This is a genomic window from Clostridium sp. NSJ-145 (assembly GCF_021044725.1).
Classification (GTDB): Bacteria; Bacillota; Clostridia; order Clostridiales; family Clostridiaceae; genus Clostridium; species Clostridium disporicum_B.
In genome coordinates this window covers 144789-163023 of sequence record NZ_JAJNOS010000005.1, presented here as the reverse complement: position 1 = coordinate 163023, position 18235 = coordinate 144789, and the positions used below count along the sequence as shown (strand labels likewise).

The 18235-nt window shown below is 30.5% G+C and carries 17 protein-coding genes; all 17 read right to left on the bottom strand.

Annotation, left to right across the window (positions count from 1 at the left end):
- Positions 1–358: 358 nt before the first annotated feature.
- The 17 genes from LQE93_RS06480 to LQE93_RS06400 all read right to left on the bottom strand — a co-directional run bounded on the left by LQE93_RS06480 (position 359) and on the right by LQE93_RS06400 (position 18134).
- Positions 359–916, bottom strand: a complete 558-nt coding sequence (locus LQE93_RS06480; protein WP_231072686.1) for a Fe-S-containing hydro-lyase — start codon at positions 914–916, stop codon at positions 359–361.
- A gap of 2 nt (positions 917–918) precedes the next feature.
- Complete coding sequence (locus LQE93_RS06475; protein ID WP_055264372.1) at positions 919–1761, bottom strand: fumarate hydratase; 843 nt, start codon at positions 1759–1761, stop codon at positions 919–921.
- 388 nt (positions 1762–2149) lie between these two features.
- Positions 2150–3256, bottom strand: coding sequence for a M42 family metallopeptidase (locus LQE93_RS06470; RefSeq protein ID WP_231072684.1), 1107 nt, complete (start codon positions 3254–3256; stop codon positions 2150–2152).
- A gap of 37 nt (positions 3257–3293) precedes the next feature.
- Positions 3294–4364: a M42 family metallopeptidase gene (locus LQE93_RS06465; protein ID WP_231072682.1), complete on the bottom strand. Its 1071-nt coding sequence runs from the start codon at positions 4362–4364 to the stop codon at positions 3294–3296.
- 23 nt (positions 4365–4387) lie between these two features.
- Positions 4388–5512, bottom strand: a complete 1125-nt coding sequence (locus LQE93_RS06460) for a Sapep family Mn(2+)-dependent dipeptidase (protein WP_186838478.1) — start codon at positions 5510–5512, stop codon at positions 4388–4390.
- Positions 5513–5595: 83 nt separating this feature from the next.
- Positions 5596–6117, bottom strand: a complete 522-nt coding sequence (locus LQE93_RS06455; RefSeq protein ID WP_186838477.1) for a GrdB-related putative oxidoreductase — start codon at positions 6115–6117, stop codon at positions 5596–5598.
- A gap of 12 nt (positions 6118–6129) precedes the next feature.
- Positions 6130–7473 (bottom strand): PTS sugar transporter subunit IIC, encoded by a 1344-nt coding sequence (locus tag LQE93_RS06450; RefSeq protein WP_231072676.1) that lies wholly within the window; start codon positions 7471–7473, stop codon positions 6130–6132.
- Between the two features lie 33 nt (positions 7474–7506).
- Positions 7507–7839, bottom strand: a complete 333-nt coding sequence (locus tag LQE93_RS06445; RefSeq protein WP_186838475.1) for a PTS sugar transporter subunit IIB — start codon at positions 7837–7839, stop codon at positions 7507–7509.
- Positions 7840–7902: 63 nt separating this feature from the next.
- Complete coding sequence (locus LQE93_RS06440) at positions 7903–8490, bottom strand: RDD family protein (RefSeq protein ID WP_186838474.1); 588 nt, start codon at positions 8488–8490, stop codon at positions 7903–7905.
- Positions 8491–8757: 267 nt separating this feature from the next.
- Positions 8758–9228: an SsrA-binding protein SmpB gene (gene smpB / locus LQE93_RS06435; RefSeq protein ID WP_055264389.1), complete on the bottom strand. Its 471-nt coding sequence runs from the start codon at positions 9226–9228 to the stop codon at positions 8758–8760.
- A 158-nt stretch (positions 9229–9386) separates the two neighbouring features.
- Positions 9387–11612, bottom strand: coding sequence for a ribonuclease R (rnr, locus tag LQE93_RS06430; RefSeq protein WP_231072675.1), 2226 nt, complete (start codon positions 11610–11612; stop codon positions 9387–9389).
- Between the two features lie 178 nt (positions 11613–11790).
- Positions 11791–12021, bottom strand: a complete 231-nt coding sequence (gene secG, locus LQE93_RS06425) for a preprotein translocase subunit SecG (protein WP_055264393.1) — start codon at positions 12019–12021, stop codon at positions 11791–11793.
- A gap of 230 nt (positions 12022–12251) precedes the next feature.
- Positions 12252–13265 carry a glycoside hydrolase family 130 protein gene (locus LQE93_RS06420; protein WP_231072674.1) on the bottom strand — a complete coding sequence of 338 codons (1014 nt, stop codon included), beginning with the start codon at positions 13263–13265 and terminating at the stop codon, positions 12252–12254.
- Positions 13266–13420: 155 nt separating this feature from the next.
- Positions 13421–14503, bottom strand: a complete 1083-nt coding sequence (locus LQE93_RS06415) for an electron transporter RnfD (protein WP_231072672.1) — start codon at positions 14501–14503, stop codon at positions 13421–13423.
- Positions 14504–14516: 13 nt separating this feature from the next.
- The gene (locus LQE93_RS06410) at positions 14517–15623 is read right to left on the bottom strand and encodes an SGNH/GDSL hydrolase family protein (protein WP_231072671.1); all 1107 of its coding nucleotides are present in this window, start codon (positions 15621–15623) and stop codon (positions 14517–14519) included.
- 204 nt (positions 15624–15827) lie between these two features.
- Positions 15828–17123 (bottom strand): phosphopyruvate hydratase, encoded by a 1296-nt coding sequence (eno, locus tag LQE93_RS06405; RefSeq protein WP_186838469.1) that lies wholly within the window; start codon positions 17121–17123, stop codon positions 15828–15830.
- A 411-nt stretch (positions 17124–17534) separates the two neighbouring features.
- On the bottom strand, positions 17535–18134 hold the full coding sequence (locus LQE93_RS06400) for a serine/threonine-protein kinase (protein ID WP_055264403.1): 600 nt from the start codon (positions 18132–18134) through the stop codon (positions 17535–17537).
- Positions 18135–18235: the final 101 nt, after the last annotated feature.

The following is an 18235-nucleotide window of genomic DNA, read 5'->3' as shown; positions in this document are numbered from 1 at the left end:
TCAACATAAAAACAAAAACCTACACACTAAAAAATACTGTGTAGATTTTTAAGAGTTATTTGGTTAAGATAACACACTTAAATCTTGTGACTTTTAGATAAAATACACTATTTACATACCATCTATCCTTAACCATAAAATATTCGTTACAGTGATAGATCTATCTTATATAGATTATTCTCTTTAATCTGCTTAACCTATAAATGTTTTTGTAATTTTATCTTTATATTTTCAAACTGCGTTTTTTTAATGCGTTAATATATTTGTTTATATTTAATAACTTTAATTAAAGTCAGTAAAATAATCACTTATATAAATAAAATGCATACTTTCTTTATTCTGCCCAGTTTATTCTATACTATCTTTTTAACTTCAAGTACTCCTCTCTTCCTATCTTATAAAGATTATTCCCTTCTGAATCTATAATAACTATAAGCGGTAACTCCTTTATTCTTATTTTTCTTATAGCCTCTGCTCCTAAATCTTCGTAAGCTACAATTTCACACTCTTCTACCCTTTGTGCCATTAAAGCTGCAGCTCCACCTATTGCTCCAAAGTATACAGCTTTATTTTCTACTATTGATTTTACTACTTCGTCATTTCTCTTACCTTTACCTATCATACCTTTTAAGCCTAAGTTAAGTAATTGAGGGGTATAGTCATCCATTCTATAACTAGTTGTAGGTCCTGCTGAGCCTATGACTTGTCCTGGCTTTTCTGGCGATGGTCCAACATAATATATAGTTTGGTCCTTTATCTCAATAGGAAGTTCTTTTCCCGCTTCTAATAATTCAATTAATCTTTTATGTGCTGCATCTCTTGCTGAATATATTACTCCAGATAATAATACAGAGTCTCCAGCTTTAAGATCTTTAATCTTATCATAAGTTAACGGAGTTTCTAATCTTATTTCCATATTTAAACCTCTCTTTCCTTATGCCTAGTTGCATGACAATTTATATTAACTGCTACAGGTAAACCTGCTATATGAGTTGGATATACTTCAATATTAATTCCTAATGCTGTAGTTCTTCCTCCAAACCCTTGTGGTCCAATTCCTAATTTATTTATTTCTTCTATTAATTCTTCTTCTAATTCTTTATAAAATTCTATTTCACTACTTTGATCAATTGGTCTAAGTAATGCTTTCTTTGCTAAATATGCTGCTTTATCAAAAGTTCCACCTATACCTACTCCAACAACCATTGGTGGACATGGGTTAGGTCCTGCATTTTCAACTGTTTCTAATATAAATTTCTTAACACCCTCTATTCCATCTGAAGGTTTAAGCATAGCAATTCTACTCATATTTTCTGAACCAAATCCCTTTGGTGCAACTGTTATTTTTACTTTATCACCTTTAACTATATCATAGTATATTATTGCAGGAGTATTATCCTTTGTATTTACCCTATTTAAAGGATCTTTTACAACTGACTTCCTTAAAAACCCTTCCTCATATCCTCTTCTAACGCCTTCATTAATTGCATCCTCTAAGCTACCACCTGTAATATGAACATCTTGTCCTAACTCTACAAAAACACAAGCCATCCCTGTATCTTGACATATAGGCATATTATTATCTCTTGCTATATCAGCATTTAAATATATCTTTTTTAACACATCATTAGCTAAAGGATACTCTTCCTTTTCGATACTATCTTTTAATCCATTTCTTATATCGTCACCTAAATAGTAGTTTGACTCAATACATAATTCTTTTACTGTATCAATTATCTTCTCAACGCTAACTTCTCTCATTTTCCCCTCCAAAAACTTTTTAAAATATATTGTTTATGAGGAGGTATAAATTATACCTCCTCATATATTTAAATTCCTAATTATAGTTTACATTAATTTTTATAAACTTTTGTTGATAGGATATATTTACGCAGACACATATGAACTAATATTTAGAATTACATTATTTTTGGAATAAGAATTGTATTTAAAAGTTTTAACTGTTTGAGATTAGCGAGTTTTAAAACTTTAACAATTCTTATGTAAGAAATAATAGAAATTCTTATATTATTGAATCAGTGTCGAAGTGGATATAGCATATCAACATCTGCTCTATAAAGAAGGAAACTCCTTCTCCTCTCGTTGAATGAGTAAGTTCGATTTATAAAATTTAAATTTTGAATCTCACTTATCTTCTATTATTTAATCTTATCTCTTCAAGTAGTTCTCTGTCTACCCTCTTACAGAATTCAGCTATTATTTTAACAGTTTCTACATAATCTCTACGATGTATAACTAATCTGTGTGAATGCATATACCTTGTAGGTATTGATAATGTCATAGCTATTATTCCATCAAAGCTCTTATGTATATTAGCAGTATCTGTTCCACCAGCTACCATAAAATCGTAATTTAACTCTAATCCCACTTCGCTTGCTATAGCTTCTAGCTTGTTTAATAATCCTCTATTAGCTAAAGATAATGAATCTAATACACTAAGAATTATTCCTCCACCTAATTTAGCTCCACCTTTATCCATCGGTGTATCTTTTGCAGTAGTAACATCTAAAGCAAATGCTATATCTGGTTTAATATTTGCAGTAGCTGTCCTAGCGCCTCTTATCCCAACTTCTTCTTGAACAGTTCCTACAGAATATACATTAGCATCATGTTCTACTCCATCTAACTCTCTTAAAACATCAATAGCAACAGCTGCACCTATTCTATCATCCCAAGCTTTACCAAGTAAATAATTAGGATTATTCATAACCTCAAACTTAGTATCAGGTGTTATCATATCACCTATTTGTATTCCTAAAGCTTCTACTTCTTCTCTATTATCTACACCTAAGTCTAGATGTAAGTCTTTAGGTAAAATAACTTTTTCCTTCTCTTTTGCAGGCATACCATGAGGAGCTCTAGAACCCACAACTCCTACTATTTTCTTACCTTCAGATGTAGTTATTATAAGTCTTTGTGATGGAAGAACATGCCCCCACCATCCCCCTACAGGTAAAAGTTTAACATACCCATCTTTATCTATATATCTAACAATAAACCCAACTTCATCTAAATGACCAGCTATCATTATCTTAGGCCCATCTTCTTTACCTTTTTTAAGTCCTATTATTGACCCAAGGTTATCGTAAGAGATTTCATCAGAATACTTTTCCAAGTATTTCTTCATAACTCTACTTACTTCTTTTTCACATCCTGAAATACCATCTGCTTCACTTAGTTCCCTTAACATATCTAAGTCTACATCATATATTGAACTTTCCTTTGATAAACTCATCTTAAATTTCCTCCATGAAGATTCATAAAACTAAAAATTATCTATTTTCAGTTCTAAACATCTCTATCATCTCTGTATTTAATGACTTAACAACTTTAGTAACAGATTCTCTTGCAGCTAAATAGTCATTTACATCAATTATTGAACTATTATTTTCAACATTTCTAGCACAAATACATACATTTAGTGTAGGACATCCTCTTAGTAATTTATGTATCCAACCACCATCTCCATCACACATTGAGTAGTAGAATTGATTTGGTATACCATTATTTTTACATATAGTCATTAAATGATTTAATAAAGCTCTGTTTGGCATCATTGATTTATCATAGAAGTTAATAAGTACACCTTCTCCAAGCTTACCAACAGCATCAGAATCTCCACTTATATCATCTGCAGTTAAGCAATCTAGAACTATAGCTAAATCAGGAGAAATTAAATTTGTAGCAGTTTGTGATCCTCTAAGTCCTACTTCATGTTGTACTGTACAACCAACATATAAATCAACATCAAGTTCTACATCTTTTAATGCTTCTAATATTTCTACACCTAAAGCACATCCATAACGGCTATTCCACGCTTTAGACATAATTCTTTTTCCTGTTGCAAGAACTTCAAAACTTCCATCAATGACTATAGAATCACCAAGTCTAATTCCTAATGATGAAAAATCTTCTATTGATGATGCACCTATATCTATTAATATCTTATCGGCATCTAATACTTTATCCTTATCACTATTTGATTTAGCTACTATTGTACCTTTATACTCTTCTCCGTCATTAGTCATAACTCTAACTCTTTGCCCTAGTAACCCTTGCTTACAAGCTGGACCTAAAGATAATACTTTTATTAATCCATTCTTAGTAAAATCCTTTATTATAAATCCTACTTCATCCATATGCGATGAAATCATAACTTTCGGTGCATTTGGCTTCTTAGATTTTTTAACCCCGTATACTGAACCTAAGTTATCGTATACAATTTCATCTGTATACTTTCCATAATAATTTTGAAGTATTTTAGATATTTTTATCTCATTTCCAGATACAGCTATAACTTGAGTTAACTCTCTCATTAACTCTAAAGTTTTATTTGTAATCATTATTTATCCCCCTATTATGTTAATTATTTTGCTAATCTATAAAGTGCTTGTGCATAAATTTTTGCATTTAAAATAATATCGCTTATATCCATATACTCATTTGGATTATGAGCTATTCCCTTTTGTCCTGGGAATGATGGTCCAAATGGAACTATATTAGGCATAGCTTTCGCATAAGTTCCTCCAGTTGTAGTTACAGGAGTTCCATCTAATCCAGTTATATCTTCGTATGCATCTTGAAGTGATTTAACTAAGAAACAGTCTTTTTCAAACTTTACTGGATTGTAGTTGTGTAAAAGTTCAATCTCTACATTATCTGTAGCTTTTGATCTTATTTGCTTCATTATTTCATCTATTGTTGCTACTGCTGGATAACTTAATGCTAAATTAAATCCTAAGCTATTTTCATCGTTATCTAATGAGTATCCTCTCATAACCATAGTTCCAAACTCTTTATCATCATAATTGATACCAAGTCTTTCCCCATTATCTTTACTACTTAAAATGTATTTATTTACAAAATCAAAGAACTCTCTTGTTCTTTGAACTCTATTTTCATTATCTATATCAACTTTAACTCTTATTTTCGCTCTTCCTCTTTCACCATATACAACAGGATATTTACAATCTGGAGTAAATCCCATTACTGGTGGTTTTTCCTTACTTAAATAATAATTTAAATCTTCAAATCCACTTTCTTCATCAGTACCAAATACTATTCTTACTGGCTTAGTTAACTTTAAGCCACTTTCTTTTATTGCATATAATCCATATAAAGCTGACATTATAGGCCCTTTATTATCTAAAACACCTCTACTAAATATCTTCCCATCTTCTATATGTCCACTATATGGTGGGTTAATCCACCCTTCTCCTTCAGGAACTACATCTAAATGTCCAAAAACACCAACGTAATCTTCACCTTCTCCGAACTCTGCATATCCCATATATCCATCTATATTTTTGGTTTTAAATCCAAGTTCTTCCGATATTTCAAGTGCTTTAAGAAGAGCATTATTTACTTCTTCACCAAATGGTGCACCATCGACAGCTTCACTTTCAACACTTGGTATTTTTACTACATCTATAATATGACTAATCATTTTATCTTTATTTTCATCAATCTTAATATTTAATATATTCTCCATACTGCTCTCCACCTAAAATTTTATATTTGCAATTTTTTATATATAATATGGTAGCCTAAGATTTTCTTAGGCTACCACTCTTATTAATAACATATAGTCTTTACTAAATCCTCTATGTTCTCTTTATTAACTTTTTTATGAGCTAATTGACAAATATGTCTTAAAGAATCATTTAATCCAGTTCCACCCTTTTTAGGCATCTTTACTATATTAACTAAATCTTTAAATTCTGCAATTGTCTCATCATTTTCTTGTGACATAGCTGCTACTGCAGGAATATCTGAATTTGCTTCAATAGCCTTAGCTAATCTAGCACTCATAGATGCATATCCTTTATAGTTAAATGCTGGCCCGCATATAACTACATCTGGATTTATCTTTTTAGTCATTCCCACAACTTTTCTAGTAACTTCTTCTTCATTTTCAGCGAAGAATGCATCACCACAGTAAATAGTCGCTATAACTTTTCCGTCTTCAGCTTTTAATGCAGGTTCTAACATACTTGCAGAACCTATAGGCATCATTTTTCCTCCTAAAGCTTGATGAGCATTTTCTTTTCCACCCATCCCTGCTTGGATTTGATCAAATATCATTAAAACCTTCATTATTATTGCCTCCTATAGATCGTCGAATGCTAACTCTTCGAATGAAATATCTTCATCATCGTTATTTTTAGCATTTTCTTCATCTCTTAAATATTGTTTATCTAATATCTTAATGAATGGGAAGTAAACTACACATCCAATTAATAATAATGCAACTTGCCATACGCTGGCCATTATACTTCCTGTTGATAAGTATCCTGAGAATATTATCGGAGTTGTCCATGGTAGAGAAACTCCTGTTGTATAAGGAATTAATCCCATATTAGTAACCACTGTTGAAAGAACTAAGTTAAGTAATGGTACTCCTATGAATGGAATTATTAATATTGGGTTTAATACGATTGGTAAACCGAATATTATTGGTTCATTGATACCGAAGATACCAGGAACTATTGATAATTTACCTAATTGAGTTATTCTCTTAGACTTACAGAATAATAACATTACTATTACTAGTGAAAGTGTACTTCCTCCACCACCAAATGTTGTAAAGAAGTCTGTAAATGGTCCAGTGAATATATTTGGCAATGGTAAACCAGCTTGTAACGCTTCTAAATTTTCCATTGTTAATACTTTTAATATTGGTGAGAATACTGTATTTGCAACAGCCGGTCCATTAATTCCAAAGAACCAGAATGATGAACAAGCTAATGAGTAAACAATTTGTGCACCTAATGTATTACCAAAACCTTTTAATGGTGTTTGTAGTACTTGGTAAATGAAGTTATGAGCAGTTTCATATGGAGTAAATTCAAATCCTATTCTTACTAAGAAGAATAAAGTCATAACTATTGCTGATGGTATTAGAGCTGCAAATGAATCACATACAGCTGGTGGAACACCATCTGGCATCTTTATTGTCCAACCTTTTTTGTAAACCCAGTTAAATACCCAAACTGAACTTAAAGCAACAACTAAAGATAAGAATAGGCCGTTAGATCCTACATATTCAAACCCTAATCCACTTACAGTAGCAGGTCCATCAACACCAACGTATGGTATTCTTGTAGGCATAACTATAAAGAATGATACTAGCGCAACTGCTGCACCCTGAATCTTATCACCTTTAAGTTCTCTAGCGTAAGCATACCCAGTACCCATACAGCTTAATAATGCCGTTACACTGAAAGTAGCTCTAGAAACGTTAGTAAACCAACTTTCCCAACCTTCACCTAAAAGCTTTGCAACCATTTCGCTCCACCCTGGAATTGGGAAGTTAGCGATTAATAAGAATATTGAACCAACTATGATAAGTGGTGTTGTAACTAAGAAACCATCACGGATAGCAACTAGTATTTTATTTTTACCTAATTTATCGGCTACTGGCATAAGAATTCTTTCAAATGCTGAAAACATAATATTGTCCCCCTTTTATCCTCTTGTTTTTTATTATGCGTTTTCTTTGATATGTTTTTTATAACCCATTATTGCAGTCTTAAGAACTTTTTCTCCGTTCATTACACCGTAATCTTGAGAATCAATAACAAATATTGGTTTGTTTAAATCAGCAAACTTCTTCTTAGTATCTTCATATAGATACTTAACTTGTGGTCCAAGTAAAATACAATCTGGGTTATGCTTTTCAATTATCTCTGCCATAGTCCCTATTGGGAAAGCCTTAACCTCAACTGGAATTTTGTTTGCATCTGCAACCTTTTGCATTTTGCTTGCTAATAAACTTGTAGACATTCCTGCACTACAGAATAAATAAAACTTTTTCATCTCATTTCTCCTCCTCTAATTTTTTAAGAATTTATATAAAATAAGTTCTAACATAATTTGTAATTAAGCATTAACTACTTTTGTTCCACCAATAATATCGTGAATCATTTTGCTTTCTTTATTAAACATCATTATCACAATTGATATAAATGGTATTACTATAGCAACTATAGCTAATATTCTATAAACATTATCCATTCCGGCTATTAAAAATATTTCTCTTAAGTATTTACTACTACTAACTAGTCCAGCTTCAATAAGCATTACGCCTAAGATTTCTCTCTTTATAAGACTTTTAGCTGTAACCTCACTTCCATCATTTTGAACTATTTTAACACCTAAGACGTTTTTAGCTAATGTTTGTCCTTTATTAAATTTTAATGGAACTACAACATAGTAAAGTGTTATAATCACTACTCCTATTAATCCAGCAATTACCCCTAAGCTTCCACTAAACTGAGTTAATGATGCTGGTACCTCTGTACTACCACTTTGAACACTATACATATATAGAAGTGGAATACCTGCAAGCAATGTCGATATATACCAATCTGCCAAAAAAGCAACAGCTCTTTTAACCTTACTTACCTTTTTTATTTTGGTATATTCCATAAATTTCTCTCTTAATGTCATCTTCTTATTTTTAGCCATATCCTACCCCCTATATTAATTATTTTTTCTTGCAAATATATAAAGCAATTACCATGCCAAACTTAAAATCCCTTACAAATCAACAACATTTTTAATACATTTTTAGAAACTGTATCCATATAAACACACTAATTAAATGTTTACACAAGTTTTCAAGTCATAGTGTATTGTTTTTGTTATTGTAATTACACATTATTTTTCGGCAAAATGATACATTATCTGCGCGCACAAAAAAACAGACCAATTTTAATTGATCTGTTTTATAAATTAATATCTATTTCTATTTTTCATTTCTCTTTCAATATCTCTCTTATGAGCTTTTTCAAGCATAGAGTCCCTCTTATCGTAGTTCTTTTTACCTCTACAAATTCCAAGAGCAACTTTTACTCTACCATTTTTTAAATATAAAGATAGAGGCACTAATGTATATCCTTCTCTAGATACTAAACCTGCTAATCTTCCTATTTGCTCCTTATGAAGTAATAACTTTCTTTCTCTTAAAGGATCTACATTAAATATATTACCTTGTTCATAAGGACTTATATGCATATTTAAAATAAATATCTCGCCATTTTTAACATCTGCATAACAATCCTTTAAGTTACATTTTCCATTTCTAATAGATTTAACTTCTGTACCTACTAATTCAATTCCCGCCTCCATTGTTTCCTCAACAAAATAATCATGACGAGCTTTTCTATTTTCAGCTAAAGAATTACTATTTTTAATTCTTGCCATTAATCTCACCCACTTCATTACAATACGTTTTTATTAATTATAACATGCATATTATTAAAAAGTTAATAGTTACGGGAGAAAAGTTAATAGTTGTTGCTTAAAGTCAACAACAGCTGGCTTTATTCATTAACTATTAACTCTTTCCATTTAAACCTTAATTATTCTTCATCTTCAGAATCTATAGTTTCTTGAACCCCAAATTCCTTTTTAACTTCTGCTATTATCGAAGCTGTTTCATCACTTGGAATTATTTCTTGTCTATCATTTTCACTTTCAAGTATATCGAAGAATATTTCTCTGTTGTCTATATCTACTCTGCTACAAACAACCTTTACTGAATCTCCAAGTCTATATATTTTTTTAGTTCTTTGACCTAAAAGCATTAAGTGTTGTTCATCATAAACATAGTAATCATCATCTAAATCTGTTATATGAACAAGTCCTTCTACTGTATTAGGAAGCTCTACAAATATTCCAAATGATGTAACAGAAGATATAATACCTTCAAATTCTTCTCCAATTCTATCCATCATATATTCAGCTTTCTTTAAGTCATCAACTTCTCTCTCTGCTTCTTCAGCTATTCTTTCTGTATCTGAAGACATCTTAGCTGCAATTTCTACTATAGTAGTAAGCTTTTCAGTTCTCTTTTCATCTATCTTACCATTTAAAAATTCTTTAATAATTCTATGAATTTGTAAATCTGGATATCTACGTATTGGTGAAGTAAAGTGACAATAATATCTAGCAGCTAATCCAAAGTGTGAAGTACATTCTGGAGTATATTTTGCTTTCATCATACTTCTTAATAAAAGGGTACTAACTACTACCTCTTCTTTTTTACCTTTTACTTTTTCCAACACCTCTTGTAACATTCTTGGATGTATATCTTGAGTTGGCTTCATAGTATATCCAAGATTATAAATAAACTCTCTGAATCTATCTAGTTTTTCTTCATCTGGATCTTCATGAACTCTATAAACAAACGGTATATTATTCCAGAACATAGCCTCAGCAATAGTTTCGTTACATACAAGCATAAACTCTTCTATTATTCTATTTGCTATTTCTCTTTCATAAGGTCTAATATCTATCGGCTTACCATTTTCATTTAATATTATCTTAGATTCTTCAAAGTTGAAGTCTATTGCTCCTCTTCTCATTCTCTTTTCTCTTAAGATTAAGCAAAGCTCTTCCATTGTCTTGAAGTCATCTACAAGATAGTCATATTTCTTTATAAGTTCTTCATCTTTATCTTTCAATATTTTAGTAACGTCTGTATAAGTCATTCTTTCAGAAGTTCTTATAACAGTTTCTGCTATCTCATGATTTAAAACCTTACCTTTATCATCAATTATCATAAAACAACTTAATGCAAGTCTATCTACCTTAGGATTTAATGAACATATTCCATTAGAAAGTTTCTTTGGTAACATTGGAATAACTCTGTCTATTAAATATACTGAAGTTCCTCTTTTTAAAGCTTCCTTATCTAGAGGATTCTTTTCTTTTACGTAATGAGTTACGTCAGCTATATGCACTCCTAATTTATATCTTCCATTATCCATTCTTTCTATAGATACGGCATCATCTAAATCTTTAGCATCTTCTCCATCTATAGTAACCATTCTTAAATTTCTTATATCTTTTCTTCTTCTAATTTCTTTTTCATCTATCTCTTCTGAAATTCCCTCAGCATAACTTAGTACCTTTGGTGGAAATTCTTCTGGTAATCCAAACTTCTTAATTATAGTTAATATATCTAATCCTCTATCACCTTTTTTACCTAGTACCTCTTTAACTATCCCTTCTGGACTTCTTCTTCCATCTGGCCACTTAGTTACTTTAACTATAACTACATCTCCATGGTTAGCTCCATTTTTATCTTTTTTAGATACAAAAATATCTTGATTTATTCTTGTATCTTCTGGAACTACAAACCCAAAGTTTCTGCTATCTTCGTAAACTCCAATTATAGTAGTATTAGCTCTTTCAATAACTTCTACTACTTCTCCCTCTTTCTTTCTACCATTTCTATCTTCTCTAGTTATTTGTACAATAACTCTGTCACCATTCATAGCACCATTCATTGAAGAACTCGGTATAAATACATCTGGCTCTCCTTCAGTTTCTGCTATTAAAAATCCAAATCCCTTTTTATGAGTTTCTATTCTTCCTTGCACTAATCCAATTCTTTCTGGTACTGCAAATCTATCTTTTTTAGTTCTAACAATAAGACCTTCTAACTCCATTACTTTTAGAGCATTTTTAAAATCCTTATATTCATCAGGATTTATATCAAATACTGAAACTAGTTCCTGAATATCCATAGGTCTATACGCTTCTTCTCTCATAAAATTTAATAACGTTTCTTTAATTCCCATATATAAATTTTCCTCCATATTTCATCACTATAATTATTCCCATAATTTTCATTCCCCAGTCATTTATTATAGTACCACAGTAATATATTTTTATTCAAAGCACTCGTTGTAAATTCTAACCTTTATAATTTATTGCAAAATAAAATAGACCACCTAGTTGTAGGCGGTCTATCATATATTAAAGTAAATTTAAAGCTACTGTATTTATAGCAAATAAAAGCATTGAGATTATAGTTATCTTTGCTAACATCGCTTCCTTAGTCTTTGCTTTATTTTTAGCAAAGAAAGTTTCGCTTTTACTACCTTGTATAAGTCCACTTAAAGCATCAGCTTTACTTTTTTGCATTAATATTGATACTACAACTATTAATCCTAAAACCGCTTCTAAAACAAATAAAAAACTTTTCACGGTTACACCTCCCAATTATCACTTTTATTTGTATTCATATGAATCAATGATAACATAATAATAATTAAAACACAAGTCATTTTACAAATACATCCATAATCGAGCAGCAAATTTAATATTTTTTATTTGCTCTTACTCCTACGATTTTATGTTAATATTTCCATTCTTTTTATGTTTATAATTTTACTGAGCATAAAAGAGATGACCTATTAAAAGATCACCTCTTTATACTATCTAAATTCTATATCATCACCGTATACTAGCTCTGAATTTTCTTTAATATATTTAACTAACTCATCAACTTGAGCATAAGCTACAGCTACATATGTGTCTGCTGCTCCATAGTAAATCGCTATTCTTCCTGTTTCTGCATCATGTAAAGTTGCACAAGGGAATGCCACATTAGGTACAAATCCTGTAGTTTCATATTCCTTTTCAGGAGTTAACAAGTAATCTCTAGTTCTATATAAAACCTTGCTTGGATTATCTTTATCTAAGATTGCAGCACCCATACTATACACAAATCCATTACAAGTTCCTGAAACACCATGGTAGAATAGTAACCATCCTTCAGTAGTTTCTATTGGAATTGCTCCTCCACCAATCTTAGTTCCTTGCCACCAACCTGAACCACCTTTAGACATTACTCTTCTATGTTTACCCCAGTGAACTAAATCTGGACTTTCACTTAAGAATATATCTCCAAATGGAGTATGTCCACTATCACTTGGCCTACTTAATAACATATATTTATCATTAATCTTTCTTGGAAATAATACTCCATTTCTATTGAATGGAATAAATGGATTTTCAAGTCTTGTAAATTCTTTAAAATCCTTTGTCATTCCTAACCCTAAGGCTGCTCCTCCAAATTCAGCACACCAAACTATATAATAAGTGTCTTCTATTTTTACTAATCTCGGATCATAAGAATAATTTGGTTGATAATCATTCCCAGCTTCATCTTTCCAATGAATTTCTTCATCTTCAATATCCCATTTTAATCCATCTTTACTTCTTCCTAAATGCAATTGTGGTTTACCATGTTTATGGTCTGCTCTAAATATTCCTATAAATCCATCTTCATATGGTACTACTGCACTATTAAAAATTCTTGCTGTTTTCTTTGTAGGGTTCCATCCTATAATTGGATTTGCACTATGTCTCCAAACAACGCCTTCATACCCTTCTGGTTTATCTTGCCAAGGAATGTTTTTTAATTCACTACCTATTATTTTTACCATTTTCTTTTCCCCCTCAATCTGTATACGTTTTGCACAATATTCAATAATAAAATAATAACCTATGTCTAAACTTTACTATATTTAATTTATTAATTTAACTACTTTTATATATCACCATAATTATTGTATATATATCATAAAAACTACATATTTTATTAACTCCAAATATCATCTCCAAAGCTTTTTATAAAACTAGTTAATTCATTAGCCATTTCCTCTGCCTCTGGTATTCTTATATGCCCTGGTGTTCCTAAACCATTTCTTTTAAATTTAAATCTAACTATCTTTTCATCATTTATATCATTTGTCATTTCATCTAAGGCATCATCCCAACCTTTGTTATGACATAAAATAGTAGTTATAATAACAAATAAAGCCTCTGGATATTTGCTTCTTAAATCTAAAATAATATTTTTATATTTTGCTTTCCATAGTTCTCTTTTTTCTTTATCTTCATCTATATAGTCATATGGATGTGCATCATTCTGCCCAAGTGCCATTATTACTACATGAGGAATATAATTTGAGAAATCCCACTCATTGCAATAGCCTAATTCTGGATTATATCTTAATTTGTCATAAGTTGATTCTAATCCTAAATATCCCCTATCAGGATTAAAGTATCCAGTTCCATTCATTACTGCAATTCCACCTTGAGCAATATTATTAATTTCTGTTCCTAAATTTCTCGCTGTCATCATAGAATATGAATACCATGAATTAGATAATGTTCCTTCATGTCCTTCTGGATCTACTTTTCCTACATAATCTAGAGCTTCTGAAACTTCTCCTGCCGAAACAGAATCTCCAAAGCATTCAATTCTTCTACTACTTTTTTCTTCTGGGGCTTTTATACAACACCCCTTATCTAAAATTACTCCGTAAAAATCAAAATAATGACAAGCGGAAGCTCTCTTATATAGGACTAAATCATGAATTCCTTCTTTAAGTCCTTCCGCAACATTTAAAATAATATCTTTGCCATGTTCTTCTATAACTACTTTCCCTGTAATATTTCCATCAATAATAAATCCAATGGCACTTTCGTACCCTCCACCATTATTGTTAATAGCTATCTTTAATGACGTTCCTGTAAATTTTGTTCTAATTGTACTTCCAGCATAAATGATAGTCGGAGCTTTAGGATTTTCAAAATCTACTCTCCCCATATATTGATAATTAGGATTATCTGCTTCTATTAACGCATATTTATCTTTATCAAGGTTTTCTAAACGCATAAATTCTCTCCTTCTATGATACTAATAACCCCATAATATATATTTCTTTATATATATTATTACTATCTACTAAAAACTCAATTGTATATCTTTCTTTCTTATCTCCTTCTATTAAAACTTCAGTTTCTGAATAATCACCCCATCCACCTTCAAAATAGCTATTTATATTCTTAATATAATTTCCATTAATCTTAACATCAAAACTTCCTGCAGTGTCTTTTATTAATTTCTTATATAGTACAAATACATTTTTTCCTTCTATCTCTAACTTTAAGTTACCTTCACTAGAGAAATCCGAATCAATAGTCCAACCATTTTTAAAACCTTGGAATCCTTCAGTATCTACTACCATTCCTTTAGTACATATAACTTCAACACTATCAGAGTTTAAAATCTGTCCTTTAATATAATCTTCGCCAAAAACAGGTTGTCCAATTATTTTATCTTCATTTTCCTTTATATCATTATCTCTATCTATGCTTTCTAATAAATTAATCAATAACTCAGAAATTATCTTATGTCCTCTATCATTTGGATGGACCTCATCAGAAGCAACTTCATTCCACTTCAAATTTCCATTACTTATCTCAGTTCTAATAGCGTCTCTAAAACTAACCATTGGAACATTATATCTTTTTCCTATCTCTATCTGTTGCTCTTGAACATTTCCTAAAATATCAGTACTCATAAATACCTCAACTACAGCTGGCTTGCTATTATGAGTTAATATTCTTCTTATCAAACTATCATAAGCTATTTTATTGTATTTATTATCTTTATCATTAACAGCAAAATCTACAAATACTATATCAGGATTTTTACTTAAAACTTGATTTTCTACTCTATGAACTCCTATTATAGAACCTGTAGCCCCTATTCCTGCGTTCAAATACGTTACGTTAATTTTAGGGAATCTATTTTTAAACCATAAATAAGTTCTGTTTGCATAACAGTTTTCATGAATTGTAGCATTACATCCTTGCGTTATTGATCCACCTATAAAAGCTACTGTAATATCTTCTCCTCTATCAGCTTTTTCAAATACCTTTTTAACTTTATACGTATCTCCTCTATATACTAAAGATTCTTTTAACATTTCTTCACTTGCTATTCTCCCCATAATATCCACCTACGCTTTCTACTAATTAATATTCTTATAGAAATATTTCATTATAATTTGAAATCTAAAATAGTTATTTTTATATTTTTATTATACATATTAAACAATTACATCTATTAAAATCATATTTTTATACTATAAATAGTAATTACTGTTTATATTAATTGAATGAAAAAGGAGCTACTTTTGTAGCTCCTAAATATATTATTCTTTAATATTAAAGAATGCTTTTCTTCCACGATATTCAGCAACATCGTCAAGTTCTTCAGCTATTCTTATTAATTGATTGTACTTAGCAACTCTTTCAGATCTTGCAGGTGCTCCAGTCTTAATTTGACCAGCATTAACAGCAACAACTAAATCTGCGATAGTTGTATCTTCTGTTTCACCACTTCTATGAGAAATAACTGCTGTGTATCCTGCTCTATTAGCCATTTCTATAGCATTTAAAGTTTCTGTTAAAGTACCAATTTGGTTTAATTTTATAAGAATAGAGTTTGCAACTCCCTTTTTAATTCCTTCTTCTAATCTTTCAGTGTTAGTAACAAATAAGTCATCACCAACTAATTGAACTTTCTTTCCAAGTCTTTCTGTTAATAGCTTCCAACCTTCCCAATCTTCTTCTGCCATACCGTCTTCAATAGATATGATTGGATACTTGTTAACCCAATCTTCTAAGAAATCTACCATTTCAGCAGCTGTTAAAGTCTTTCCTTCATGTTCTAAAACATATTTACCATCTTTATAGTATTCAGAAGATGCTGCATCTATAGCTATAAACATTTCTTTTCCTGGTTCATAACCAGCTTTCTTAATAGCTTCCAAAATAACTTCGATAGCTTCTGCATTTGACTTTAAGTTAGGTGCAAATCCACCTTCATCTCCAACACCAGTAGCATATCCTTTATCGTTTAAAGTTTTCTTTAATGCATGATAAACTTCTGCACATGCTTGAACTGCTGTATCAAAAGAATCAAACCCTACAGGCATAACCATAAATTCTTGTAAATCAACAGAGTTATCTGCATGAGATCCACCATTTATAATATTCATCATTGGAACTGGTAAAACCTTCGCATTTACTCCACCAACGTATTGATATAAAGGTAATCCTAAATAGTTTGCAGCAGCTTGAGCAACAGCAAGAGATACTCCTAGTATTGCATTAGCCCCTAACTTACCTTTATTGTTAGTTCCATCTAACTCTATTAACATTTTGTCTATATAAGTTTGGTCAAATACGTTACATCCTATTAATTCTTCAGCTATTGTATCATTAACATTTTCAACAGCTTTAAGTACACTTTTACCCATGAATTTAGATTTATCACCATCTCTTAATTCAACAGCTTCATATATTCCTGTTGATGCTCCTGATGGTACAGCAGCTCTTCCTACAGTTCCATCTTCTAGATATACCTCAACTTCTACAGTTGGAAAACATCTTGAATCAAGTATTTGTCTTGCTACTACATCAACTATTTCCACGAAATTTTTCATTACATGTCTCCTCCTTAATTTATAAGTGAAACATCTTCTCCTTTATTGTCGAAGATGTAACTTTCAATTGTAAAATATAAAATTTTGATTTTCAGTTATGAAACACCTTCTCCTTAATGTCGAATGTGTAAGTTCAGCTTACCAAATTAAAATTTGGAACTTCACTTATGAAACATCTTCTCCTTTATGGTCAAAGATGTAACTTCCAATAAATCTCTCTTGTTTATTTTATCCACAGCCTAGGATAATATTCATTAAAAATACCCTGATAATGTTAAAAAACAGTTATCTTATTTTATAAAATTTTTTAAGGTATAAAAAATAAAGCTAACACAAATGCTAGCTTTATTTTTAGAAGTTGCAATTCAAACTCACTAAGTAATTATAAATTCTACATTTTCTATTAATCAGTTAAACTATTTCCTCATTATCTTGCTTATAGTAATATTGTTCCATCTTCTTTCCCCACTCAAGACTGGTTTTTTTATCAAATCTCTCCACATAGTTTAGAAACTGATCAAGTACATTTATTCCATTTAGCCCCTTCATCAAATGTCTTGGATAAGATACTTTCCTTCTATAACATTGCTTAGGATCTATAACCATTACCCTTTCATCATCACCTACATAAACATCTCTACATCTTATATCTAATTTGGTAAATCTTAATTCCTCAAACTCTTTAATCAATTTATATAGGTTATATGATAATTTTTCAGTCAATCCATATTGCTCAATATAATGGTCTAATCTCATACCATCAACTTTTTCTCTTAAGATATAATAATCTCCTCGGCTATATATTTTGGGAAAATATTTTGATCTCCTTACTTTTTCTAAAATATCAGCTTCTTCCTTACAAATCTTTTTTTCTAAAAATATTTTTAATGCCTTATTTCCTGGTACCTCATATACAATCCCATTATGACCTTCACCTAAAAATTCTGCTTCTCTAAAAAGGTTTTCCACTTCTTTATCAAAATCCGCTGAATATGCATATGTTCTAGCCATCACACCCTACCTTATTAAGTATTTGTACTATTATATTATTAATATTAATATAATATTCAATTAGTGATATTTATCTATTATGACAAATATAAATTTATATC

Bases quoted from the DNA above. Each gene is read 5' to 3' on its own strand.
- LQE93_RS06470 (WP_231072684.1), bottom strand. From the start codon at position 3,256: ATGAGTTTATCAAAGGAAAGTTCAATATATGATGTAGACTTAGATATG.
- LQE93_RS06455 (WP_186838477.1), bottom strand. From the start codon at position 6,117: ATGAAGGTTTTAATGATATTTGATCAAATCCAAGCAGGGATGGGTGGA.
- LQE93_RS06480 (WP_231072686.1), bottom strand. From the start codon at position 916: ATGGAAATAAGATTAGAAACTCCGTTAACTTATGATAAGATTAAAGAT.
- rnr (WP_231072675.1), bottom strand. From the start codon at position 11,612: ATGGGAATTAAAGAAACGTTATTAAATTTTATGAGAGAAGAAGCGTAT.
- LQE93_RS06420 (WP_231072674.1), bottom strand. From the start codon at position 13,265: ATGGTAAAAATAATAGGTAGTGAATTAAAAAACATTCCTTGGCAAGAT.
- LQE93_RS06440 (WP_186838474.1), bottom strand. From the start codon at position 8,490: ATGGCTAAAAATAAGAAGATGACATTAAGAGAGAAATTTATGGAATAT.
- LQE93_RS06445 (WP_186838475.1), bottom strand. From the start codon at position 7,839: ATGAAAAAGTTTTATTTATTCTGTAGTGCAGGAATGTCTACAAGTTTA.
- LQE93_RS06410 (WP_231072671.1), bottom strand. From the start codon at position 15,623: ATGGGGAGAATAGCAAGTGAAGAAATGTTAAAAGAATCTTTAGTATAT.
- LQE93_RS06400 (WP_055264403.1), bottom strand. From the start codon at position 18,134: ATGGCTAGAACATATGCATATTCAGCGGATTTTGATAAAGAAGTGGAA.
- LQE93_RS06475 (WP_055264372.1), bottom strand. From the start codon at position 1,761: ATGAGAGAAGTTAGCGTTGAGAAGATAATTGATACAGTAAAAGAATTA.
- LQE93_RS06460 (WP_186838478.1), bottom strand. From the start codon at position 5,512: ATGGAGAATATATTAAATATTAAGATTGATGAAAATAAAGATAAAATG.
- LQE93_RS06415 (WP_231072672.1), bottom strand. From the start codon at position 14,503: ATGCGTTTAGAAAACCTTGATAAAGATAAATATGCGTTAATAGAAGCA.
- LQE93_RS06465 (WP_231072682.1), bottom strand. From the start codon at position 4,364: ATGATTACAAATAAAACTTTAGAGTTAATGAGAGAGTTAACTCAAGTT.
- eno (WP_186838469.1), bottom strand. From the start codon at position 17,123: ATGAAAAATTTCGTGGAAATAGTTGATGTAGTAGCAAGACAAATACTT.
- smpB (WP_055264389.1), bottom strand. From the start codon at position 9,228: ATGGCAAGAATTAAAAATAGTAATTCTTTAGCTGAAAATAGAAAAGCT.
- LQE93_RS06450 (WP_231072676.1), bottom strand. From the start codon at position 7,473: ATGTTTTCAGCATTTGAAAGAATTCTTATGCCAGTAGCCGATAAATTA.